General features: G+C 64.4%; 21 protein-coding genes and 1 pseudogene. 14 read left to right on the top strand and 8 right to left on the bottom strand.

What is annotated here, in order from left to right; all coding sequences use genetic code 11:
• Positions 1-20 precede the first annotated feature (20 nt).
• Positions 21-359 (bottom strand): rhodanese-like domain-containing protein, encoded by a 339-nt coding sequence (locus CAF53_RS09570; RefSeq protein WP_012049907.1) that lies wholly within the window; start codon positions 357-359, stop codon positions 21-23.
• A gap of 82 nt (positions 360-441) precedes the next feature.
• On the opposite strand from CAF53_RS09570, the gene CAF53_RS09575 reads away from it, so the two are divergent.
• The 4 genes and pseudogenes from CAF53_RS09575 to CAF53_RS09590 all read left to right on the top strand — a co-directional run.
• A complete protein-coding gene (locus tag CAF53_RS09575) occupies positions 442-1,719 on the top strand; it encodes an FAD/NAD(P)-binding oxidoreductase (protein ID WP_029549117.1) in 1,278 nt (425 codons plus the stop codon).
• Positions 1,720-1,745: 26 nt separating this feature from the next.
• Complete coding sequence (locus CAF53_RS09580) at positions 1,746-1,949, top strand: DUF2892 domain-containing protein (protein ID WP_012049905.1); 204 nt, start codon at positions 1,746-1,748, stop codon at positions 1,947-1,949.
• Positions 1,946-3,211 carry a TolC family outer membrane protein gene (locus CAF53_RS09585; protein WP_012049904.1) on the top strand — a complete coding sequence of 422 codons (1,266 nt, stop codon included), beginning with the start codon at positions 1,946-1,948 and terminating at the stop codon, positions 3,209-3,211. The genes CAF53_RS09580 and CAF53_RS09585 overlap by 4 nt, the downstream gene beginning before the upstream one ends.
• A 40-nt stretch (positions 3,212-3,251) precedes the next feature.
• Positions 3,252-3,462, top strand: a pseudogene (locus CAF53_RS09590) (carboxymuconolactone decarboxylase family protein); the annotation flags it as partial.
• A gap of 55 nt (positions 3,463-3,517) precedes the next feature.
• Here the strand turns inward: CAF53_RS09590 and CAF53_RS09595 are convergent.
• Positions 3,518-3,907 carry a hypothetical protein gene (locus tag CAF53_RS09595; protein ID WP_146001582.1) on the bottom strand — a complete coding sequence of 130 codons (390 nt, stop codon included), beginning with the start codon at positions 3,905-3,907 and terminating at the stop codon, positions 3,518-3,520.
• 167 nt (positions 3,908-4,074) lie between these two features.
• On the opposite strand from CAF53_RS09595, the gene CAF53_RS09600 reads away from it, so the two are divergent.
• The 8 genes from CAF53_RS09600 (at position 4,075) to CAF53_RS09635 (ending at position 13,079) form a co-directional block, all read left to right on the top strand.
• Complete coding sequence (locus tag CAF53_RS09600; RefSeq protein ID WP_012049902.1) at positions 4,075-4,776, top strand: VIT family protein; 702 nt, start codon at positions 4,075-4,077, stop codon at positions 4,774-4,776.
• A 71-nt stretch (positions 4,777-4,847) separates the two neighbouring features.
• Positions 4,848-5,537, top strand: coding sequence for a cytochrome b/b6 domain-containing protein (locus CAF53_RS09605; protein ID WP_012049901.1), 690 nt, complete (start codon positions 4,848-4,850; stop codon positions 5,535-5,537).
• A gap of 75 nt (positions 5,538-5,612) precedes the next feature.
• Positions 5,613-6,290 (top strand): response regulator transcription factor, encoded by a 678-nt coding sequence (locus tag CAF53_RS09610; protein ID WP_029549116.1) that lies wholly within the window; start codon positions 5,613-5,615, stop codon positions 6,288-6,290.
• Positions 6,287-7,303 (top strand): ATP-binding protein, encoded by a 1,017-nt coding sequence (locus CAF53_RS09615; protein WP_012049899.1) that lies wholly within the window; start codon positions 6,287-6,289, stop codon positions 7,301-7,303. The genes CAF53_RS09610 and CAF53_RS09615 overlap by 4 nt, the downstream gene beginning before the upstream one ends.
• Before the next feature lie 57 nt (positions 7,304-7,360).
• Complete coding sequence (locus CAF53_RS09620; protein ID WP_100237961.1) at positions 7,361-8,473, top strand: efflux RND transporter periplasmic adaptor subunit; 1,113 nt, start codon at positions 7,361-7,363, stop codon at positions 8,471-8,473.
• A 7-nt stretch (positions 8,474-8,480) separates the two neighbouring features.
• A complete protein-coding gene (locus CAF53_RS09625; RefSeq protein ID WP_016747685.1) occupies positions 8,481-11,552 on the top strand; it encodes a CusA/CzcA family heavy metal efflux RND transporter in 3,072 nt (1,023 codons plus the stop codon).
• Complete coding sequence (locus tag CAF53_RS09630; RefSeq protein ID WP_016747684.1) at positions 11,545-11,844, top strand: DUF3240 family protein; 300 nt, start codon at positions 11,545-11,547, stop codon at positions 11,842-11,844. The genes CAF53_RS09625 and CAF53_RS09630 overlap by 8 nt, the downstream gene beginning before the upstream one ends.
• Positions 11,844-13,079, top strand: a complete 1,236-nt coding sequence (locus CAF53_RS09635; protein WP_016747683.1) for a TolC family protein — start codon at positions 11,844-11,846, stop codon at positions 13,077-13,079. The genes CAF53_RS09630 and CAF53_RS09635 overlap by 1 nt, the downstream gene beginning before the upstream one ends.
• 44 nt (positions 13,080-13,123) lie before the next feature.
• Here the strand turns inward: CAF53_RS09635 and CAF53_RS09640 are convergent, their stop codons facing one another.
• From CAF53_RS09640 to CAF53_RS09665, 6 genes are read right to left on the bottom strand one after another with little or no spacing between them, the layout of a single operon-like run.
• On the bottom strand, positions 13,124-14,581 hold the full coding sequence (locus CAF53_RS09640) for an efflux transporter outer membrane subunit (RefSeq protein ID WP_012049894.1): 1,458 nt from the start codon (positions 14,579-14,581) through the stop codon (positions 13,124-13,126).
• Entirely contained in the window at positions 14,578-15,702 is a 1,125-nt protein-coding gene (locus CAF53_RS09645; RefSeq protein ID WP_100237962.1) for an ABC transporter permease, read from the bottom strand. Before CAF53_RS09645 ends, CAF53_RS09640 begins: the two co-directional genes overlap by 4 nt.
• A 6-nt stretch (positions 15,703-15,708) precedes the next feature.
• Entirely contained in the window at positions 15,709-16,878 is a 1,170-nt protein-coding gene (locus CAF53_RS09650; RefSeq protein ID WP_049771264.1) for an ABC transporter permease, read from the bottom strand.
• Positions 16,875-18,659, bottom strand: coding sequence for an ATP-binding cassette domain-containing protein (locus CAF53_RS09655; RefSeq protein WP_037505522.1), 1,785 nt, complete (start codon positions 18,657-18,659; stop codon positions 16,875-16,877). The genes CAF53_RS09650 and CAF53_RS09655 overlap by 4 nt, the downstream gene beginning before the upstream one ends.
• A gap of 1 nt (position 18,660) precedes the next feature.
• Entirely contained in the window at positions 18,661-19,692 is a 1,032-nt protein-coding gene (gene hlyD / locus CAF53_RS09660; protein ID WP_012049890.1) for a secretion protein HlyD, read from the bottom strand.
• The gene (locus tag CAF53_RS09665) at positions 19,689-20,297 is read right to left on the bottom strand and encodes a TetR/AcrR family transcriptional regulator (protein ID WP_012049889.1); all 609 of its coding nucleotides are present in this window, start codon (positions 20,295-20,297) and stop codon (positions 19,689-19,691) included. The genes hlyD and CAF53_RS09665 overlap by 4 nt, the downstream gene beginning before the upstream one ends.
• 324 nt (positions 20,298-20,621) lie before the next feature.
• Between CAF53_RS09665 and CAF53_RS09670 the strand changes: the two genes are divergently transcribed.
• On the top strand, positions 20,622-21,569 hold the full coding sequence (locus CAF53_RS09670; RefSeq protein ID WP_012049888.1) for a LysR family transcriptional regulator: 948 nt from the start codon (positions 20,622-20,624) through the stop codon (positions 21,567-21,569).
• Positions 21,566-21,874 carry a hypothetical protein gene (locus tag CAF53_RS09675; protein WP_012049887.1) on the top strand — a complete coding sequence of 103 codons (309 nt, stop codon included), beginning with the start codon at positions 21,566-21,568 and terminating at the stop codon, positions 21,872-21,874. The genes CAF53_RS09670 and CAF53_RS09675 overlap by 4 nt, the downstream gene beginning before the upstream one ends.
• Positions 21,875-21,882 lie beyond the last annotated feature (8 nt).

Below are 21,882 nucleotides of genomic sequence, written 5' to 3' on the forward strand. Positions count from 1 at the left end.
CTCATTCCCCTCTTTCGCCCTTAGCCGCCGAGCACCGGCAAACCGGCGTCTTTCCATGCGCCGATGCCGCCGGCGAGATGCGTGTCGATCGCGCTCTGGGCCTGCGCGCACTGGTCGAGCGCCTGCCCGGAACGCCGCCCGCCCGCGCATTGCAGCACGACCGTCCGTCCTTCGGGATCAGGGATGTTACGAGGTGAAAAGCCCGACAGCGGCATGTTTACTGCGCCTGCGATGTGGCCGGTCGCAAACTCGCCGGCCTCGCGCACGTCGATCAGCAGCGCTTTGCCGTCCTTCAGCATGGCGTCCAGCTCGGCGGGGCCGATCTCGCGGTGAGCATCACGTTTCTTGAATCCGAACATGGTTGCCTCTTTCAATTTGTGGATTGCATATAACGTGTAATGATTATATTAGTCAATGTCATTGAATGAGGAAGGATCGCAGATGGGCAAGCCGTTGATCGTGGTATTGGGCGCAGGTCTGGGAGGCACGATCGCCTCCTATGAGATCAAGGCCGCCGTCAAAGGCCGCGCCGATGTGATGACCGTATCCGACACGGATACCTATAGCTTCATCCCCTCCAATCCGTGGGTCGCCGTGCGCTGGCGCGAGCCGGAGGCGATTCAGGTCCATCTCCCCCCGGTGTTCGCGAAAAAGAAGATCGGCTTTACCTCGGTCGGCGCCAAGCGACTCCATGCGAGCGAAAAGCGACTCGAACTCAATGACGGAACATCAATCACTTACGATTATCTTGTAATCGCGACCGGCCCCGATCTGGCCTTTAACGAGATCGAAGGGCTGGGGCCGCAAGGCCATACCGTCTCCGTCTGTCAGACCGCACATGCCGCCGACGCGGCCGATGCCTTCGACGCCTTCGTGGAAAATCCCGGCCCGATCGTCGTCGGCGCGGTCCAGGGCGCGTCCTGCTACGGCCCGGCCTATGAATTTGCGCTGATCCTCGACACCGAGCTGCGCCGGCGCAAGATCCGTGACAAGGTGCCGATGACCTTCGTCACCGCCGAACCCTATATCGGACATCTCGGCCTCGATGGCGTCGGCGACACCAAGAGCCTGCTCGAAAGCGAGCTGCGCGACCGTCATATCAAATGGATCACCAATGCGCGCGTCGCCAAGGTCGACGCCGGCCTCATGCACGTCGAGGAAGTGAACGATGATGGCTCGGTCAAGAAGGCGCATGATCTGCCCTTCGGCTATTCGATGATGCTCCCGGCCTTCCGCGGCGTTCCCGCGGTCAGCAATATCGAGGGGCTGACTAATCCCCGCGGCTTCATCATCATCGACAAGCACCAGCGCAATCCGGCGTTTCCGGAAATATTCGCGCTCGGTGTTTGCGTCGCCATTCCGCCGACCGGACCGACCCCGGTGCCGGTGGGCGTGCCCAAGACCGGCTTCATGATCGAATCCATGGTGACGGCGATCGCCGCCAACCTCGCTTTGATCCTCGAGGGCAGGGAGCCGACCGCCGAAGCGACATGGAACGCCGTCTGCCTTGCCGACTTCGGCGATGGCGGCGTGGCTTTCGTCGCCCAGCCCCAGATTCCGCCGCGCAACGTCAATTGGGCATCCAGCGGCAAGTGGGTCCATTTGGCCAAGATCGGCTTCGAGAAATATTTCCTGCGCAAAGTCCGCAAGGGCGAGAGCGAGCCTTTCTACGAAAAGCTGGCGATGCACGTCATGGGCATCCGCAAGCTGCGTTTCTGATCGTCATTTAGCGAAGGAGTGCAAAGATGACTCTCGATCGTGCCGTGATGGCGTTCGCCGGATGTGTCGTGTTGCTGGGTGTCGTCCTGTCGCTGACCGTGCATCCGTGGTGGATCGCGCTCACCGCTTTCGCCGGCCTCAACATGATACAGGCCAGCTTCACCGGCTTCTGCCCCGCCGCGATGGTATTCAAGGCGCTGGGCGTCCGTCCGGGGACCGCCTTCAAATGATCCGCAAGAGGGCGCTCCCCCGCCCCCTCTTGGCCTGCCTGCTCGCGAGCGTCGCCATGCCGGCCCAGGCGACGACGCTGGAAGAGGCGATCGCGGCCGCCATGAACCATGCGCCCGAAATAGAAGCGGCCCGTGCTGACGCGGATGCCGCCGATGCCCGGATCAAGGAAGCCAGAGGCCAGGGCCTTCCCAGCGCGACGCTGAGCGGGACGATCGGCTATGGCCGCCTCGATCCGCAGGGCTATTTCGGGCTTCCGGCTGCGAACGTCACCCCCCGCGCTGCGCAGCTCACCATCGAGCAACCTTTGTTCATGGGCGGCAGGGTCAGCGCCGGGATCGCGCAGGCGAAAGCCGGGAGCGAGGCCGCGCACGCGGGCGAAAGCATGACGCGAAGCCAAATCGTCGTCGCGACGGTCCAGGCCTATGGGGACGTGCTGACCACGCACCGCATGGTCGTGCTCTACGAACAGATGGTCGGCCAGATGGAGGAGATCCAGCGCCAGGCTCGACTTCGCTTCAAGGCCGGGGAAAGCCCCAGCACCGATGTCGCCCAGGCCGCGGCCCGTCTTGCCGAAGCCCAGGCCGCGCTTGAAGCTGCGCGCGGCGTTGCCGTCTCGGCCGATGCGCGGTTCACCAATCTGACCGGCCTGGCGCCGCAGGATTTGCAGCCCCTTCCGGCAAACCCGGCCATGCCGGGATCGCTCGATGAAGCGCTCGACATTGCGCGGGCGAACAACCCTGCTCTCGCCCAGGCCGAAGCCGCATTGGAGGCCGCGCGCGCTGGCGCGAGAGGCGCGCGAGCGGAACGCTTGCCCACGGTCGGGGCATTCGCGGAAGGCTCCACGATCCGCGACCAGTTCTTCCCCGACTATCGTGCCGACGGCGCCACGGTCGGCGTGCGGGCGCGCTGGCAATTATTCTCCGGTGGGCGCGTCTCGGCGAAGATCACCGAAACCGACAGCGCGGTTAGAGCTGCCGATGCGCGCGAGCGTGCGGCGCGGTCCGCCGTCGATGAACAGACGATCAGCGCCTTTCAGGGCGTTCGATCCGCCGTGCTGGTCGAAACCGCCGCTGGTCAACAAGCCCTTGCCGCTGCGCAGGCACGGGACAGCGTTCGCCATGAGGTCCGCGTCGGCATGAAGCCGCAGCTCGATCTGCTTGATGCCGAACGCGAAGCCATCGCGGCCGCCGTGAGCGAGGCCCGGGCGCAAGGCGATCGCATCGTTGCAGCCTACCGGCTGCTCGCCCTCCTCGGGCGCTGAATTTTCGCACGGGAGACACTTTGCACAAGGATTGGTCCAAAAGGAGCTCATCGCCCTCGCAATCTCCGTGGCAATACGCTGCAATGGCTGTGTAGCTTTTCCATGCCAAGACGGCAGTCAAATAGGGCGCCACTCGCGACGAGGTAATGGAGACGATGGGGATGGCACTCTACATGGGCGCCGGTCCCAGCCTCATGTATGCCGCACAGGCCGCCGAAGCCTTCGATCAATTTGAGAAAGATCGAATCTGAGTTTCGTGGGCAGAACCTACGTCCTCGTGCAACGAACGGCGAGCATTGTTCAATTCTATGTTTTCGACGTAGCCTGATCAGCAGTCCTGGGCAGGAACCGGCTCCAATCAATTTGCATGAACCGTATCAGAAGGAGAATCATCCCGATTTGCAGAGCGATACCACATGAGCTTTTCAACGTGCTCGCAAAAGCGTCGCCGAGGCTCGTTCCGCGCAACCCCTCCTTGGCGCTTGCTGCGTAGAGGGAATAGGAAACGAGACCTCCCGCAAAGAACGCTGCGGTAAAATTCAGCAGGCGCACACGCGCCAGCCCCGCCGCGGCAAACAATTGCGCGAAAGGCAGCGACGAAAGAGCAAACAGCCCCAGACCAAGAATTATGTTGCTCTGCCGCGCCACCGGAGCCTCACCCGCAGCGGCAAGATTGCGCTTCTGTTTCTGCGGCAACCACCCCCCAAGACAGCCAGAAAAAGGGTGAGGCAGGACGTCATAATCATCCTGAAATAACAAATAGATGAGCGATAAGCCAAGATGGGTGAGAGAGATGCAATATACTCGTCGTCAGGGTTTTGTCAGCAAAGGTTGACGAGGTTGCTGCTTTCCATGAGGGGCATATGAGCCGATTGAGAGCCCATCCTGAGCGCCATGCGGTGTCCCGCATCGGCTGGCTGCGCGCGGCAGTGCTGGGCGCCAATGACGGCATCGTCTCTACCGCGAGCCTGATCGTCGGCGTCGCGGCTTCTGGAGCCGACAAGACCAGCATTTATGTGGCGGGCACCGCCGCGCTGGTGGCGGGCGCCATGTCGATGGCCGCCGGCGAATATGTTTCTGTCAGCTCTCAGGCTGATACGGAGAAGGCCGATCTCGCACGCGAGACGGGTGAACTTGTCGATCAGCCTGATTTCGAACGCCAGGAGTTGACAGACATCTATGTCGCGCGCGGGTTAGACGAGAATCTGGCCCTGCAGGTCGCTGATCAGCTTATGGCCCACGATGCGCTAAGCGCCCACGCGCGCGATGAGCTGGGGATTTCCGAGGTGGTGAGCGCGCGCCCGCTCCAGGCCGCTTTGACTTCGGCGCTGACCTTCAGCGCTGGCGCGCTCATGCCGCTGCTTCTCGTCTCCATCGCGCCGCAAGCCAACCTTGTGCCGATCGAGGTGGTCGCAACTCTGTTGTTTCTGGCCATTCTCGGTGCGCTTGGGGCCTGGACCGGAGGCGCGCCGCCCACGCGATCGGTGCTGCGGGTCACCTTCTGGGGGGCGCTGGCGCTGGCGGCGACCGCCGGTATCGGACGGCTGTTCGGAACGGTCGTGTAGATATCCCGCCAAATGTCGTCAGGATTCGGTCAGCCTATGCTCCTAGCTCATCGCCTGGAAAGGTGATCATCATGGCACATTCTGATCGCGCAGAGACATTCAAGGTTTGGGATGCCCCGCTGCGGCTGTTCCACTGGCTGCTGGTTGCGGCAATCACGATCGCCTTCCTGTCGTCCGAAAGCGATAGCCCGATCGCGGCCTGGCACATGGTGGCAGGATGGAGCGCGGCGGTGTTGATCGCTTTCCGACTGATCTGGGGCTTGGTCGGCGGCGAGCACGCCCGCTTTGTGGATTTCATCAGACCCTCAGCGATCGCCGGGCACATCCGCGAACTACTGGCGGGCCGACCCGAGCGCGCCATCGGGCACAATCCCTTGGGCGCGATCGCAGTGATCGCTCTTATCGGCCTCACAGGGGTCGTTCTATGGAGCGGGATTGCCGTCGCGGCAGGTGGTATGGACGAGGATCTCCACGAAGCCCTTGCCTATGGCCTGCTCGCCCTCATCGGCATCCATGTCGGTGCTGTGTTGCTGATGTCGGCGGTTACCCGCGAGAATCTGGTTCGCGCCATGATCGGCGGCCGCAAGAAACGCGCCCTCCATCCCGGAGCGCAGGACGCGCGGGCACCGGGCATCTTTGCGATGCTGCTGGGAGTCGTGGCGATCGTCCTGACAAGTATCGCGATTCTCAAGATGGAGCCGATGGCCTTCTCGCCTCAGCACCGCGAGGCGCATCATGGCGTCCCTGGCGAACGCGACTAACGACTTGCGGGGATGACCTGATAGAAGACGCTATGGCCCACCTTCATCACCCACATGGGAAAGCCCTCAAAAGACATGCGCCTGCTCGTCGTCGAAGATAATGACCGGATGGCGGCACTGATCGCCGACGGCCTCCGACGCCGAGGCTTCGTGTGCGACATCGCGCTGGATCTTGCCCAAGCCGACGACGCAATGGCCGGCGCGCAATATGACGCGATCGTGCTCGATCTTGGCCTCCCCGATGGCGACGGCATCGACTGGCTCGCCGGTCGTCGCAAATATCAGCAGATGCCGCCCGCGATCATCCAGACCGCTCGCGGCGCGCTCGAGGATCGCGTCACCGGCCTCGATGCAGGTGCGGACGACTATGTCGTCAAGCCGGTCGAGGTCGATGAACTCGCCGCGCGCATCCGCGCCCTCCTGCGCCGCCCTGGCGTTAGGACGCAACCCGTCATTGAAGTCGGCACGCTTTGCTTCGACACTGCAAGCCGCTCAGCAAGCATCGCGGATCGCAATGTCGATCTCTCCCGCCGCGAGGCCGATTTGCTGGAACTGCTGATGCGCCGGGCGGGAACAGTGGTGCATCGCGATGTCATTGAAAACGCCCTCTACAGCTTCAACGATCCGGTAACTCCCAATGCAGTGGAAGCCGCTGTCTCGCGTCTGCGCCGCAAGCTGGACGAGGCGGCGATGCCGGGCACGCTCCATACCGTTCGGGGTGTTGGCTATATGCTGAAGGACGGCCCGGCATGACGCGGCGCCGATCGGTTTCCCGGCGTTTGCGGCGCGGACTGGGTCTGATCGGTCTAATCGGCACCGTGCTGCTGCTGGCAGCGGTCGCGTTCTTTTACAGCTTCACCTTCACCCATCTCGATCCGCAAGCAGCGATACTACGCGCGATCAAGGAGATGCTGGAGCATGTCGCGCTGCCGCTGGTCGTGCTGCTGGTGCCGGTCACCATCATGGTGCAACGAGTGATCCGCCAGGCATTCCTGCCTCTGGAGGAAGCCGCCGCCGAGATCGAAGCGGCGCGCGGGCATGAACGGGGTTTTCGGATTGACGCCTCGCATATGCCTGCCGAGGCCTTGCCCTTCACCGATGCCGTCAATGATCTGCTCGTGCGCCTCGATGACGCCGTAATGCGGCAGGAGGCGTTCGCGGCCGATGTCGCACACGAACTGCGCACACCGCTGGCGCTCTTGTCGCTCGAACTCGACCGGCTCGATCATGAGGACGCCGCACGCCTCAAGAACGATGTCGCCTCGATGCGCCGGCTGATCGACCAGCTCATGCTGCTGGCGCAGATCGATGCTGCTGCGGCGGCCCAGACGCCGCTGGAGCCGGTGCCTCTCACCGAGATCGCGACTCAGGTCGTTGGAGCCGTTGCCCCTGGCATCATCGCCGACGCCAAGACAATTGAGCTGGATACCGGCGATCATCCGCCGATCGTGAATATCCGCCGCGAGGCGGTCGCCGCGGCCCTACGCAACCTGATCGAAAATGCCGCGCGCGTTACCCCTGTCGGCGGGACGATCCAGGTCCGGGTTGGCCCTGGCGCCATATTGGCGGTACGCGATGAGGGGCCGGGACTGACGCCGGATCGGCTCAGCGACCTCGTGCAACGCCACCGCCGCGCCGATCATGCGAGCAAGACCGGCGCAGGCCTCGGCCTTGCCATTGTCGAGCGGATCATGGCTGCCCACGGCGGTACGCTCACGACCGATCCTACCTTGCACGAATTGGCTCTGCGCTTTCCCGAACCCTGACCATTCCCGTCAGCATCGTGTCAGGATTCGGTCAGGGACGTTCCTTAGCCGGGCGTCATGTCCAGACGAACGATCCTGCTTTCCGGCGGCGCCACGCTTGCCTTGATCCTGACTGGCTTGTGGTGGCTTGCCGCACGACCCAACGGATCGAACCTCCCGGCGACGGAGAGCGCTGCCCGGTCTGAAAGCGGGGTTCTGGCCGTGGATGCCCGTCGCGCGACGCAAATGGGAATCCGCATTGCTCCAGCGACAGCGGCCGAGGAAGCGCCGCTCGCTACCATACCCGCGATGATTCAGCCCCCCGCCAATGCCCGTGTGGCGGTGGCGGCAACCTTTCCTGGTACGGTGGTGCGAACCCTCGTGGTCGAAGGTGACAGCGTGAAACGCGGGCAGCCGCTCGCCATCATCGCGAGCCGCGACGTGCTGACGATCGGCGCTGATCTCAGCCGGGCCCATGCGCGCAGCGGCGTGGCACAGGCCAATGCGGCGCGATTGTCGCAGCTCAGCCGCGAAGGCATCATCGCCGGCGCTCGCGCGGATGAAGCCAATGCCGTCGCTGCCGAGGCACGCGCCGACGTTTCGGAGAAATCGCGCATCCTGGCGCTGGTGAATGGCCATGGCGGCAACGGTTGTTATACGCTCACCGCCCCCATCGCGGGGCGCGTTACCAGTGCCGCGATCCAGGCGGGCAATCCGGTCGACGGCACCACCGCGCCCTATGTGATCGACGCGGCGGATCGCTATGAGGTGGTCGGGCAATTGCCGGAGCGGCTGATTGGACAAGTCCGCCCCGGCATGAGCGTGCGGCTGCTTCCCGATCTTGTGGGCCGGATCATTGCGGTGGGATCGACGATCGATCCGACCACCCGCTCGGCGAGCCTCAAGGCGGAGATCCCCGGTGGCCCCGGCATGGTCGCGGGCCGGGCCACCAGCATCGTGATCGCTGGCCCCGCGCCAGCGGACGCGGCGAGCGTGCCCGATGCCGCCGTCACCATGATTGGCGGCAAAGCGGCGGTGTTCGTCGCCGTGCGCGGCGGCTTCGTGGCCCGGTCCGTCACAAGCGGGGGGAGCAGTAACGGCCGCACCGTGCTGCTCTCCGGAGTCAGCCCAGGTGAGCCGGTGGTGATCTCTGGTACGAGCGCGCTGAAGGCGCTCGCCTCGGCGCAGTAGGTCCACCATGCTGCGTTCGCTCGTCGCCACGGCGCTTTCTTACCGCCTGCTTGTTCTTGTGCTCGCCACAATCACAGCGGGGCTTGGCGTCTGGGCCTTCACCACCTTGCCCGTCGATGCTTACCCGAACATCGCGCAGACGCAGGTGAAGCTGATCCTCAAGGCCCCCGGCATGACGCCGGAGGAGGTCGAAAGCCGCGTCATCACACCGATCGAGACGGAGATGCTCGGCATCCCCCATCAGGCAATCCTGCGCTCGACCGCCAAATATGCCATTGCCGACATCACGATCGACTTCACCGACGGCACCGACATCTATTGGGCGCGCCAGCAGGTCACCGAACGCCTCTCGGGCGTCATGGGCGATCTGCCGGCATCGGTGAGCGGCGGCCTCGCCCCGATCTCGACTCCGCTCTCCGACGTCTACATGTTCACCATCGAAGGGCCGCTGTCGCTCCAGCAGAAGCGCGAACTGCTCGACTGGACGATCCGGCCCGCGCTGCGCACGGTGCCCGGCGTCGCCGATGTCAACGCGCTGGGCGGTTATGTCCGCACGTTCGAGGTCAGGCCCGATCCCGTCGCGCTGGCGAGCGCGAAACTCTCCGTGGCCGACCTGCGCACCGCAATCGAAAGCGGCAACCGCAATGACGGCGCGGGCCGCCTCGCGAGCGGCGAGGAAGCACTGATCGTCCGCGCGGTGGGCGCGATCCGCACCGTCGAGGATCTGGGGTCGCTCGTCATCGCCAGCCGCGACGGACGGATCGTCCGGCTCGGCGATGTCGCCACCGTCGGCATTGGCAGTCTCACTCGTTATGGCGCGGTCGCGCGCGGCGGCAAAGCCGAAGCCGTGCAGGGTCTCGTCATCGCGCTGCGCGGCGCGGACGCCCGCCAGGTGGTCGATGGCGTGCGGACACGGCTCGCCGAGATGCAGAGTGGCCTGCCCGAAGGCACGCAAATCCATGTCTTCTACGACCGCTCCGATCTGATCGAGCGCGCGGTCGGCACGGTCGAGAAGGCGTTGCTGGAGGCGACCGTGCTGGTCGTCGTGCTGCTGATTCTGTTTCTCGGCGACTGGCGCGCCGCCGCGATCGTCGCGGTGACCCTGCCGATGGCGGCGCTCATCACCTTCCTGTTCATGCGCGGCATGGGGCTGTCCGCCAATCTGATGAGCCTGGGCGGCCTCGCCATCGCGATCGGGCTGCTGGTCGATGGCGCGGTGGTCGTGGTCGAAAATGTCGTCGAGCGGCTGGGGCACGCGCATGGCGAGGATACGCCCCGGCTGAACCTTGTGTTCCGCGCGACCAGCGAGGTGATCGTGCCGGTGTCGGCGGGGATCGTCATCATCGCGCTGGTGTTCCTTCCGCTGCTGTCGTTGCAGGGGCTGGAGGGCAAGCTGTTCGCGCCGGTCGCGCTCACTATCGTCTTTGCACTGCTCGGCTCCTTGCTGCTCGCACTGACGCTTGTGCCGGTACTCGCCTCCTTCGGTCTCAAGAGCGGCCATCATGGCGATCCGTGGATCATGCGCCAGCTTGGCCCGCGCTATCGCGCGCTGCTGGACGGCGCGTTCGCGCGCAAGCGTCTGGTCTATGGCCTGTCCGCCGCCGGGCTGGTGCTGGCGGGTCTGGCTTATGGCGCCGTCGGCAAGACCTTCATGCCGACGATGGACGAGGGCTCGGTGATCGTCCAGCTCACCAAGATGCCGTCGATCAACCTCAGCCAGTCGGTCGCCGGCGACATGGCCGTGCAGCGCGCACTCCTCACCGTGCCGGAGGTGGAGGATGTGATCGCCCGCGTTGGTTCCGACGAGATCGGCCTCGACCCCATGGGCCTCAATGAAACCGACAGCTTCGTCCAGTTGAAGCCGCGATCTGAGTGGCGGGGTGACAAGGACTTCGTGGTCGAGGAAATCCGCAAGGCGCTAGAGGGATTGCCCGGCATCGAAGCCAGCTTCACCCAACCGATCGAAATGCGTGTCTCGGAAATGCTGACCGGCGCGCGCGGCGATCTCGCGGTGAAGATATTCGGTCCCGATTCGCAGATGCTCGCCGATCTGGCGGGCCAGGTCCAGCACATGCTGTCCGGCATTGACGGCGCCTCGGAAGTGCTGACGGTCGCCAATGACAGCGTGGATTATCTCCAGCTCGATATCGATCGCGCGGCGGCGGGACGGTTCGGAATGCCGATCGACCAGATGCAGGATGCCCTGCGCGCGCAGGTCGAGGGCGTCCACGCAGGGATCGTCGCCGATGGGCAGAAGCGCGTGCCTATCGTGATCCGCGGCGATGACAGCATCCGCAATGATCCGGCCCGCTTCGCCGATCTGCAACTGCGCACACCCGATGGCACGCTGGCGCGCGTCAGCGACATGGCGCGGGTGGAGCGGACGCAGGGTCCGGTGAAACTCGACCATGAGAACGGCTCGCGCTTCGCACTTGTGCAGGCGTTCGTCTCGGGACGCGACCTGGTCGGCTATGTCGATGAGGCCAAGGCGGCCGTCGCTGCCAGGGTCAGGCTGCCTGCGGGTTACAGCATCGTCTGGGGCGGCCAGTTCGAAAACCAGCAGCGCGCGTCGGCGCGGCTGATGCTGGTGATCCCGATCGCATTGGCGCTGATCTTTCTCGTCCAGCTGGCAACGCTCCGCTCACTCAGGGCATCGTTGCTCATCCTCGCGAATATCCCGTTCGCGATGGTCGGCGGGCTGCTCTCGCTCTGGCTGTCGGGTGAATATCTCTCCGTTCCCGCATCGGTGGGGTTCATCGCGCTGCTCGGCATCGCCGTGCTCAACGGACTGGTTCTAGTCGCCCATTTTCGCCAGCTCCGCGCCGAGGGGCTGAGCATGGCCGAGACGGTACGGCTGGGCGCGCAGCGGCGGCTGCGTCCCGTGCTGATGACCGCGAGCATCACGGCTTTCGGCCTCGTGCCCTTGCTGTTCGCCAGCGGGCCCGGGTCCGAAATTCAGCGGCCGCTGGCGATCGTGGTGATCGGCGGCCTCATCACCTCCACTTTGTTGACGCTGATCCTGCTGCCGATCCTGTTCGAGCGCTTCGGCGAAAGCGCTGAGGAAATCGCAAATGTCTGACCTTCTGTTCACCCTCCATTGCGCCGTCCGCGACACCGAAGCGTTGCTGGTCGCAATCCGCACCGTGTCCCCGGCACCTATCCACATCTGCGCGGAATCCGTCCGCGGCCAGGATTATGACGATGCCGGAACGGCGGAGAAAGTGTCCGGCGAGCTCAAGCGGGCCACGCTCGAACTGATCGTCGGCGCGGACAGGATGCCCGACCTGCTTCATGCCGTGGAGGAGGCTCGGCGCGACCTGCCGGTCCGCTGGCGAACCACCTGCCTGCTCGATCATGGAAGGATCGCCTGATGCGGGCCATGCTCCTCGCCTGCGGCCTGCTGCTGGCCGCATCGCCAGCCCTGGCACAGCGCACCGATTTGCCGCCCGCCGACAGGGTGAATGAGGCGTTGGACAATCATCCCAGCGTTGCCGCAGCCGCTGCCCGCGTCGAGGCGGCGCGGGCACGGGGCGATATGCTGCGAAAAGGTCCGCATGAGGTGACCGTCAGCGGCAGCTATATACGCCGCACCGTCGATCGCGAAGGCGGATTCAATGAGTTCGACACGACGATCAGCCGTCCCTTCCGCCTGCCCGGCAAGGCAGCGCTTGATCGCGAGGCGGGGGCGCTGGGCGTTGAGGTTGCCCGGAACCAGATGGAGGATGTCCGGCACCAGACGGCGCTCGTCTTCTCCGGCCTGTGGCATGACTGGCTGGCCGCCGGGAGCCATTATCGCAACGATCTCGACACCGTCCGGGGGCTGGAGGCATCGATGGCGGCCGTAGCGCGGCGCGTGGCGCTGCGGGATGCCGCGCAGCTTGACCTCGATCAGGCTGCCGCCGCGCTGGCACAGGCACGCGCGCAGGCGGCCTCGTCGCTCGCCTCACGCGAACAGGCGCGCGTTACGCTTGTGGCGACCTTTCCGGACATTCCACTTCCGCCCGAGCCGCCGGAGCTGGCGATACCCGTGCTGCCTGCCGATGGGCTGGAAGCCATGCGCGATCTGGTGATCGAACGCAGCCACGAAATCGGTGCCGCCGATAAGGAGGCGCAACGGCTGGACGTCACCGCACGCCGGGTTCGCGCCGACCGCGTCGCCGATCCTTCCTTCGGGGTCCGCCTGTTCAGCGAGCGCGGCGGTACGGAAACAGGGGCGGGTGTCGTCGCCTCGATCTCGCTGGGCGGCGGTTATCGCCGTGCGGCGGCCGACCAGGCCTCGGCCGAGGCCAATGCCGCGCGCATGGAACTGGCGGCCGTGACACGCACCGTCGAGGCGATGGCCAATGCTGGTCTTTCCAACGCCCGTACCCGGTTCAATGCCTGGTCCAACGCCGAAGCGTCCGCCCGCAGCGCCGGCGATGCCGCCGCAAGGACGGCTCGCGGCTATCAACTTGGCCAGATCGACCTGGCCGATCTCCTTTATGCGCAGCGGCAGACCAATGACGCGCGCCGCATGGAGATCGATGCCCGCTCCGAAGCAAACCGGGCGCTACTCAGGCTCGAAATCGACTCGCACAGCATCTGGGCGGCGGTCGACAGGGAGTGATCGAACCACGGTGGCTTCACCCTCTGTTGTCGGACGTCCGAGGATCACGAACCGGGAGCAGCGAAAGCTGTATCGGCCAGGTTCCAACCCCCTCCGATCGCCTTGTATAATGCGACCATCTGCACAGCGGCTGTCGTCCGCGCGCGCAGATTTGCGGTTTCGGCCTCATGAAGGAGGCGCTGGGCCGCAAGCAGCTCAATTCGCGTGATATCGCCTGCGGCAAAGCGCGCTTCAGCATGATCAAAGCTGCGGCGCGAGGCATCCAGCGCCGCTTGATGACGTGTCAATGTATCCAAGCTTGCATTATAATCGCCCAAGGTGCGCTCGGCATCTCCCAGTGCCGCCAGCACGGCCTGCTCATAACCCAGCGCGGCCTGCCGCTGGGCAGCCTCCCGGACACGTATCTCCGCGCGCACACGGCCGCCGTCGAACAATCGCCAAGAGATGAGCGGCAGGATGGAGTAGCGGGTGCTGGACGAATCGAACCAGTCGCCCGGACTGAGCGCCTGGAAGCCGCCGCCGGCACCAATGGACAGCTTGGGGAAAAGCTCCGCGGTGGCGACGCCGATATCAGCGGTGCTGGCAGCAAGCCGCCGTTCAGCAGCCAGAACATCGGGGCGGCGACGCAATATGTCGGCGCGTTCCCCTACGGGCAGTGCCGGCAGGACGCGCGCCGGCGCGGCGGTATCGAGCAGCTTCAGTTCCCGTTCCGGGGGTGCGCCGAGCAGGACGCCAAGACCGAGCACGGCTCCGCGCTGACGCGCCGCAATGCCCGGTAGCATGGCATTGGCGGCAGCCCACCGCTCATAGGCTGCGTCCACATCGGCGCGGGAAACATCGCCGAGAGCGGCACGGCTGCGCATGAGGTCCAGCGTCTGTTGCAACGTTGCGACCGTCGCCTGCTGCGTAAGCAATTCTTCCCCGGCGCCAGTCGCCTCGAACCATGTGCGAGCGACCTCCGCCGCGATCCGCATACGTACACCCTGCGCTTCGGCTTGGGTCGCCTGCAACCGCGCGCTGGCGCCTTCCAGCGCCCGGCGATTGGCGCCAAACAGGTCGACTTCCCACGCAGCATCGAAGCCGGCATCATAGATTGTCTGCGACGCATCTAGTCCCGGAATGGAACCAACCGGCAGTGGGCCATTCTCGCTTTGTCGGCGGCGGTTCACGCTGGCGCCTGCGGAAACAGCGGGCAGTTGCTGACCAGCGGCCCGATCGCGCAGAGCGCGCGCTTCATCGATCCGCGCCGCTGCCTGACGGATATCGAGATTTTGCGCCAGTGCAGTGTCGACCAGTCTCTCCAGTTCAGGGTCGCCCAGCGTTGACCACCAGCGGACAAGGTCGGCAGGGGCGGACGCCCCCGCCGCTGCCTGGGTCCAGCCGCTGCCCGTGTCCACGGAAGGCGGCGCGTGATAGTCGGGGCCGACGACACAGGCGGTCAACGAAATGCAGCTGAATAGCACCACCGCAAGACGCAACTGTCGATGAGGGGGAAATATCATTGCAGACGTCCTCGAACGAAGATGGTGGCCGTGGTGAGCGACACCAGGGCGATCAGCGCCAATGGCCAAAGGCTCGCAAGAATATCGCCGGGCGACATTGCTTTCAGAAAGCTGCCTTCCACGATGATCAGAAAATGGGTGAGGGGGATCGCCTGAGCCAGCCATTGCAGCAGCGTGGGCATATTCTCGACCGGGGTAGCGAAGCCCGACATCAGAACGGATGGCACGCCGATGGCGAAGGCGCCAAGGATGGCCTGCTGCTGGGGCGCGCTGATCGCGGATATCATCAGGCCGATGCCCACCACCGACAGGATGAACAGAACCAGGCTGACGAACAGCAGCCCAAACGAGCCGTTGAACGGAATCTGGAACGGACCCGCAGCGGCCGCCATCATCAGAAGACCGAGCATGGTGCCGATGACCAGAGCGGGCAGGGATTTGGATATAATGATTTCCGGCGTGGAGGTTGGTGACACCAGCAACTGGTCGAATGTTCCCAGTTCGCGCTCCCGCGCGATCGACAGCGAGGTGATGAGCAGCGCGCTGAAGAACGCCAGGATACCGGAGAGGCCGGGCACGATGAACCAGCGGTAGGTCAGGTTGGGATTGAACCAGTTGCGCACCGCCACCGCCGATGCGGGCGCACTGCCGGCGTTTGCTTCCGCGCCAACCTCGGCAGCGATGGCGGAGAGATAAGAAGCGGTGATCTGCCCTGAATTGCTGCGCCGGCCATCGATCAGCATCTGAACGCGACCATTGTCGCCGGTGGCGATTGCGCGCGAAAAGTCCGGCTGGATATCGAGCGCCGCGATCACCTTGCCCTGGTCGATAAGATCGCGCAGCTCTTGGCTGTCGTTCACGCGATAGACCTGCGTAATGAAGTCGGCCCGGTCGAGCCGCGTGATCAGTTCATAGGACCAGCGCCCCGAATCCTGATTGTGAACGGCGATATCGACATTGCGCACTTCCAGCGTCGCGGCGAAGGCGAACACCAGCAGTTGCAACAGCGGCGGCACAAGCACCACCATGCGGCTGCGCGGGTCGCGCAGGATGCTCAGCACTTCCTTGATGAACTGCGCCCGCAGCCGGGTGAAAGCGAAATGGCTATTGTGTTGCGCCATGGCTCCTCACTCCAGATTCTTGCGCGTGGCGCGTTTTGCCAGGACGAAAAACAGAAAGCCGATGGCAGCCATCGCCAGCAGGTTCGGCACAAAGACCACCCAGATGTCCCCGGCCAGAAACACGGTCTTCAAGGAAGAAACGAAATAGCGCGCCGGGATAAACCAGGTGATAGCCCGGATCGGCGCCGGCATGGCGTCGATCTCATACAGAAAGCCCGACAGCATGAATGCGGGCAGAAAGCCCGAGAACAAGGCAATCTGCGCGGCCAGAAACTGATTGCGGGTGATGGAGGAGATCAGCAGTCCCTGGCCCAGCGCAGGCACCATGAATGTCGCCGAAAGCAAAAGGAGTGCGGCCAGTGACCCGCGCAGCGGCACGCCGAACGCAAAGACCGCCAGCGCCGTGGCCCCAAGCGTGGCGAGCATCCCGAGCGCGAAATAAGGCAGGAGCTTACCGATCAGGATTTCCGCGACCGATGCGGGCGTGGAGAGTACCGCCTCCATCGTGCCGCGCTCCCACTCGCGCGCTACCACCAGTGCGGTCAACATGGTGCCGATGATGGTCATGACGATGGCGATGGCGCCGGGCACGAGCGAACGGCGGCTCTCCAGTTCGGCGTTGAACCAGTATCGCGGCTCCAGTGTTACGCCCGCCTGAGATGCCTCGATACCGAGGCCGCCCCGCCAAGTCTGGACGACGCCCTGTGCGTAGTTGGTGACATAGTTGGCGGTATTGGGCTGCGAGCCATCGGCGATGATCTGTACGAGGGGCCGCGCGCCGCGATCGGCCAGGCGCTGCTCGAAATCCTGCGGAATGACTACAAATCCGCGCAATTCGCCCGAAACGACCCGGTCGGACACCTCGCGCCGATCATGGGCGAAAGTCACGTCCAGATAACGGGTTCCGGCGAATGCGGCGGCCAGTGACTGCGCCGAGGCAGATTCGGATTCCTGCACGACGCCGATACGCACTGCCCGCACGTCCAGTGACACCGCATAGGAAAACAGAAGCAGCAGGACCACCGGAAGGACAAAGGCGATCAGCAGCGTGGACGGATCGCGGACCGCCTGCAGGCTCTCCTTGACCACCAGCGCCCAAAGGCGTTTCGGGTCGAAGCGGCGCATGGCCTCCGGCGGCATTCGGCGATCCCGGCGCGATCCATCCGCGTCGTTCATGCGGCGACCTCGCTACGGGCGACATCGGCGAGATCTTCGGCTTCGACCAGATGAATGAACGCGTCTTCCATGGTCGGGTCCGGCCGGGCATCGCTGGCGGCACCGCGTTTGAGAGCGTCCGGCGTGTCCAGCGCGATCAGCCGGGCGCGATAGAGCATCGCTACCCGGTCGCAATATTCCGCCTCGTCCATGAAATGGGTGGTGACCATCACAGTCACGCCCTTGCGGGCAAGGCCGTTGATGTGGGTCCAGAACTCCCGCCGCGTAATCGGATCGACGCCCGAAGTCGGCTCATCCAGAAACAGCACCGGCGGGCGATGCATCACCGCGCAGGCCAGCGCCAGGCGCTGCTTGTATCCGAGCGGCAGAGAGTCCGGCGCTGACGACAGCCAGGGCTGCAAGCCGAAGATTTCGATCATTTCCTCGATCCGCGCCCGCTGCGTCGCGCCGTCCAGACCATAGACGCCAGCGGAGAACTCCAGATTCTGTCGCACGGACAGCAAGCCATAGAGCGAGAACTTCTGCGCCATATAGCCAAGCTGACCTTTGACCGCCCCGGTCGCGCGGCGCAGATCAAGCCCCGCCACATGCGCCTCACCGCTGGTGGGTTTGAGCAGGCCGCACAGCATCTTGAAGGTGGTCGATTTGCCAGCGCCATTCGGCCCGAGCAGGCCGAAGATTTCGCCCTTGCCCACCTCGAAGCTGATATTGTCGGTGGCCGTGAAATCGCCGAAGCGTTTGGTCAGGTTCCGGCAGGAAACGGCGATATCCGATTCAAGCCGGATAGGCGGCAGCCCCTCGGCAAGGGCCGATGTGCCGCCGGGGCCGCCGCCAAGCAGATCGATGAAGGAATCCTCGAAGCGGGCGGGCACGGGTTTGAGTTGCGCCGCGATCCGATCGGCAAGAGCACTTATCTGGCCGGTTCCCGCACCGGGGCGCAACACGATGCGAACACCGCTGCCCTGAATCACGCCATCGCCCACGCTGCTCAGGTCCAGCGCCTCGGCCAGCACGGCCCGGCGCTGATCGCCAACCTGTTCCAGACGGAAGCTGCGGCCGGCAAGGCGCCCGGTCAGTTCTCCCGGCGGTCCATCATAGGCAAGCCGCCCCTCGTTCAATAGCAGCACGCTGTCACAGCGTTCGGCCTCGTCGAGATAGGCGGTCGACCAGACCACAGCCATGCCCTCGTCGGTCAGCGCCTGCACCATGCGCCACAATTCCTGACGGCTGACGGGATCGACGCCGACGCTCGGTTCATCCAGAAGCAGAACGGCAGGCCGTGCCATCAGTGCGCAGGCCAGGCCGAGTTTCTGTTTCATGCCGCCGGACAGCTTGCCCGCCAGACGCCCGGTAAAGGGGGCAAGACGCGTGAAGTCGAGCAATTCGGAAAACAACTCGCCGTTTCGGTCGGCATCCATGCCGCGCAACTGCGCATAGAGCCGCATATTCTCCATGACCGACAAGTCTTCGTAGAGACCAAAGCGCTGCGGCATGTAACCGGTTGCGGCATGGATGGCGTCATTGTCGTCCACCACATCAAAGCCCGCCACCGTGGCGCGGCCGCTATTCGGCGCCAGCAGACCCGTCAGGATACGCATCAGGGTTGTCTTGCCCGCACCGTCCGGTCCAACCAGCCCGGTCAGGCGGCCAAACCGGATCTGTGCGTTCAGATCCTGCAATGCCTGCACGCCGCCGAAATGCTTGCTCACCCCATCGATGACGACCGCGACCTCATCCAGCGGGGCAGGTGGCGGGTCCGATGCTGCGCTACCGGACGCCATGTCAGCGGCCTTTGGCCTGCGCGCTGGATGCTGGCCCGGCATCGACGTCGATGGTCACCGGCATGCCCTGGCGCAGCGCGGCATCCGCATTGGTGACCACGATCCGCAGGCGATAGACCAAATCCGTGCGCAGATCCGTGGTCTCTACCGTTTTTGGCGTGAACTCGGCGCGCGGTGAAATAAACCCGATCTGGCCTTGATAAACCTTGTCGGACGAGTCGCTATGGACGCGAACCCGCATCCCGGGCGCGATGCGCCCCAGATCCGGTTCTCCGATATAGGCACGCACATAAACCGGCGCATCAAGGCTCACGCTGTAGATCGGGGTCTGGCTAACAACCATGCTGCCGGGTTCGCGCACGCGGGCAATCACGGTGCCGGTGCGCGGCGCAAGCAGCACTGTATCGGCAAGCGCAGTGGCGGCTTGCGCCCGTGCCGCTTGTGCGGCGGCGAGGCGGGCCTGCCCCGCTGCGACATCTTCCTTGCGGAAGCCTTCTGTGGCTTGTGAATAGGCGGCCCGGGCCGCATTGGCGCCGGCGACGGCTTGGTCGCGCGCGGTGCGGGCGGCATCGACCGTCTTTTGACTGGCGGCGCCTGAGGCGAGCAATTGGCTCTGACGATTGAAATTGCGCTCCGCATCTCTGGCGACAGCCGAAGCCTGATTGAGTGCCTCGCGCGCCTGGACGATCTCCTGAGGGCGCAGGCCGCGGAGCAATTTGTCGAGGTCCGCCTGAGCAACACCCACGGACGCATCGGCCGCAGCCACACCTTCCTCGAACGGCTGCGCGTCGAGGACAGCCATGCGCGCACCCGCTTCGACGTGATCTCCTTCATCGAAGTGCATCTGCGCAACACGACCGGGTTGCCGGAAGGCGAGTTGAACCTCGCGAATGTCGACATTGCCATAGAGGCGCAGAGCCTCGTCGTCATGGCTGCCACGCTGCATCCAGACCCATCCGATCCCGATTATTGCGACGACAGCGACAATAATAAAGACCCGCTTGGGAATGCCGGGCAGGCGGATGCGCTTCATTGCACTGCTCCGATTCCGCGCAGATATATAGCGAACACGCCGGGAGCATCGCGACGAATATGGGTTACATCGCCCGCCAGCATCGATTGCATGACGAGCCCCTGGATCGTGCCGATAAACAGGGTGGTGGCGGCATCCGGATCGAGGTCGGCACGCAACTCGCCTCGCACCTTTCCCGCCTCGAGCAAGCCACGAAGCCGCTCTCCATAGTGCCGGATCAGCGTCTGGGCCATGCGCTTGGGAAGAGTCTCACCCGGCCGCTGCAACTCCCCGAAAAGCATTCGTGGCACGCCCGGGTGGTCAGACACGAAATCGATATGTGTCATGAAGACCGCTTCAAGGGCGGCCTTCGGAGACGCGGCCCCTTCCGCGGCCTTGTCGACGCGGGCGAGTAAACGGTCGGTCACCCAGGACATCACCGCCTCCAGGATGGCGTCTTTGGTCGGGAAATGACGGAACAGCGCCCCCTGGGTCAGCCCCATTCGCTGCGCGATGGCCGTCGTTGTGATGTCACTTGGGTTTTGTTCTGCAGCCAGGTCGACCACCGCCTCCACGGTTGCCGCTCGACGTTCGTCCGCTGGAAGATACTTGGAGCGGTCACTCATTGCTTGCGCTTTCTAAAGAGAGTAATCTATTACTATCTATCTGCGATGTGTAGCGGTTGCAAGATGGGAAGTGCCGGAATGGAGACAGTCATTGTTCGCAATGTATGGAAGATGACCCGTGGTTGGTTGAGCTGCGTTGTTGGCCCGGCTCCTGATTCATATTGTGAGCGTGGCCGAGCCTGAATCACAGTAATGTTCCCACCTCGATCAACGCCTAGAATGCAATATGCACCAGCGGGCAGTGCGGCGGTGATTTGAGCTCTGCCATTGGCCTCGAATCGATCCATTGATCAGGAACCAGCGTAAACTGAAGCGAGAAGATGAGTGATCGAGCTACGGCAGCTTCGCTATCTAATAGCAGCCGCAGAAGCAGGGAGTTTCAGCCGCGCGGCGCGCAACCTCAACATCAAGCAGCCGACGCTGAGCCGCTACATCCTCGAAACCGAGAAGCGGCTGGGCATGGCGCTGTTCGACCGTAAGACGCGCGGCGCCACCCTGACGGCGGACGGGGCGACCTATCTGCGGGTCGCCAAGCGGATCATGAAGGAGTGGGACGAGCTGGACGCCTGGGTCAGCGCCACGACCAACGGCCATGCCGGCAAGCTGGCGGTAGGCTTCTACACGTCCTTCTCGGCGGGAAACCTGCGCGCGACCCTGAGCAAGTTCGGCGAGCGCCATTCCGAGGTGAAGCTGCGCGGGTTCGAGCGCGACCGCGAGATGCTGCTGGCCGGCATCGAGAACGGGCTGCTCGACATCGCCATCATGATCGGCGAGGCGCCGCATCCAGGGCTGATGAGCCGCTCGTTCTGGAGCGAGCGCATCCTGGTGGCGATGCCCGAAAGCCACGCGCTTGCGACCCGCGAACGCATCCACTGGACCGACCTGACCGGCGAGCGGTTCTTGCTCACCGAGCAAGATCCCGGTCCCGAGACGCGCAACATGCTCCTCGGCAAGCTCGGGATGCCGGGCTACTCACCGGAGATCGACATGGACGACATCAGGCGGGACACTGTGCTGAGCGTCATTGCGCTCGGCGGGTATATCTCGATCGTCGCGGAATCGGCGCTCGGCATCCACGTCCCCGGCGTGGTCTTCCGCGAGGTCCACGAGGCCAACGGGCACACGCGGATCGGCTTCTCGGGCTATTGGCGCGAGGACAATGAAAATCCGGTGCTGCGCCGGTTTCTTGAGTTCGTCACCGCCCGCTATTCGATGCCGTCCATGCCTGGGCCGCAACCACTGTCTCAGCAACCGGGAAAGGAGCCGTCATGACGCAAGGAAAGACACTCATCATCGTGCTGGTCACGCTCATCATCGGGTTCGGGGCGGGTTTCGTCCTGCGCCCGGTGATCGTGCCCGTCGAACGGGCGGCGATCGTGGCCGCCCCGCCAGTCGCCGCGCCGACGCCGGCCGAGCCGCGCGGGATGCAGTATTTCGCGGCGCATCTCGATGAAGCCCGGCAGGTCGTGGCGCAATGCGCGGAAGGAACGGCGCGCGGCGACGAGTGCGCCAACGCCGAGCAAGCGGTGATCGAGGCGGAAGGCCGCGAGCGGTTCAAGAAGTTCATGGGCAACTGACGGCAGGC

It is taken from the genome of Sphingobium sp. LB126 (assembly GCF_002795205.1).
GTDB lineage: Bacteria > Pseudomonadota > Alphaproteobacteria > Sphingomonadales > Sphingomonadaceae > Sphingobium > Sphingobium chungbukense.

Coding starts and splice junctions, on each gene's coding strand:
- CAF53_RS09570 (WP_012049907.1), bottom strand. CDS start 359: ATGTTCGGATTCAAGAAACGTGATGCTCACCGCGAGATCGGCCCCGCC.
- CAF53_RS09575 (WP_029549117.1), top strand. CDS start 442: ATGGGCAAGCCGTTGATCGTGGTATTGGGCGCAGGTCTGGGAGGCACG.
- CAF53_RS09580 (WP_012049905.1), top strand. CDS start 1,746: ATGACTCTCGATCGTGCCGTGATGGCGTTCGCCGGATGTGTCGTGTTG.
- CAF53_RS09585 (WP_012049904.1), top strand. CDS start 1,946: ATGATCCGCAAGAGGGCGCTCCCCCGCCCCCTCTTGGCCTGCCTGCTC.
- CAF53_RS09600 (WP_012049902.1), top strand. CDS start 4,075: ATGAGCCGATTGAGAGCCCATCCTGAGCGCCATGCGGTGTCCCGCATC.
- CAF53_RS09605 (WP_012049901.1), top strand. CDS start 4,848: ATGGCACATTCTGATCGCGCAGAGACATTCAAGGTTTGGGATGCCCCG.
- CAF53_RS09610 (WP_029549116.1), top strand. CDS start 5,613: ATGCGCCTGCTCGTCGTCGAAGATAATGACCGGATGGCGGCACTGATC.
- CAF53_RS09615 (WP_012049899.1), top strand. CDS start 6,287: ATGACGCGGCGCCGATCGGTTTCCCGGCGTTTGCGGCGCGGACTGGGT.
- CAF53_RS09620 (WP_100237961.1), top strand. CDS start 7,361: ATGTCCAGACGAACGATCCTGCTTTCCGGCGGCGCCACGCTTGCCTTG.
- CAF53_RS09625 (WP_016747685.1), top strand. CDS start 8,481: ATGCTGCGTTCGCTCGTCGCCACGGCGCTTTCTTACCGCCTGCTTGTT.
- CAF53_RS09630 (WP_016747684.1), top strand. CDS start 11,545: ATGTCTGACCTTCTGTTCACCCTCCATTGCGCCGTCCGCGACACCGAA.
- CAF53_RS09635 (WP_016747683.1), top strand. CDS start 11,844: ATGCGGGCCATGCTCCTCGCCTGCGGCCTGCTGCTGGCCGCATCGCCA.
- CAF53_RS09640 (WP_012049894.1), bottom strand. CDS start 14,581: ATGATATTTCCCCCTCATCGACAGTTGCGTCTTGCGGTGGTGCTATTC.
- CAF53_RS09645 (WP_100237962.1), bottom strand. CDS start 15,702: ATGGCGCAACACAATAGCCATTTCGCTTTCACCCGGCTGCGGGCGCAG.
- CAF53_RS09650 (WP_049771264.1), bottom strand. CDS start 16,878: ATGAACGACGCGGATGGATCGCGCCGGGATCGCCGAATGCCGCCGGAG.
- CAF53_RS09655 (WP_037505522.1), bottom strand. CDS start 18,659: ATGGCGTCCGGTAGCGCAGCATCGGACCCGCCACCTGCCCCGCTGGAT.
- hlyD (WP_012049890.1), bottom strand. CDS start 19,692: ATGAAGCGCATCCGCCTGCCCGGCATTCCCAAGCGGGTCTTTATTATT.
- CAF53_RS09665 (WP_012049889.1), bottom strand. CDS start 20,297: ATGAGTGACCGCTCCAAGTATCTTCCAGCGGACGAACGTCGAGCGGCA.
- CAF53_RS09675 (WP_012049887.1), top strand. CDS start 21,566: ATGACGCAAGGAAAGACACTCATCATCGTGCTGGTCACGCTCATCATC.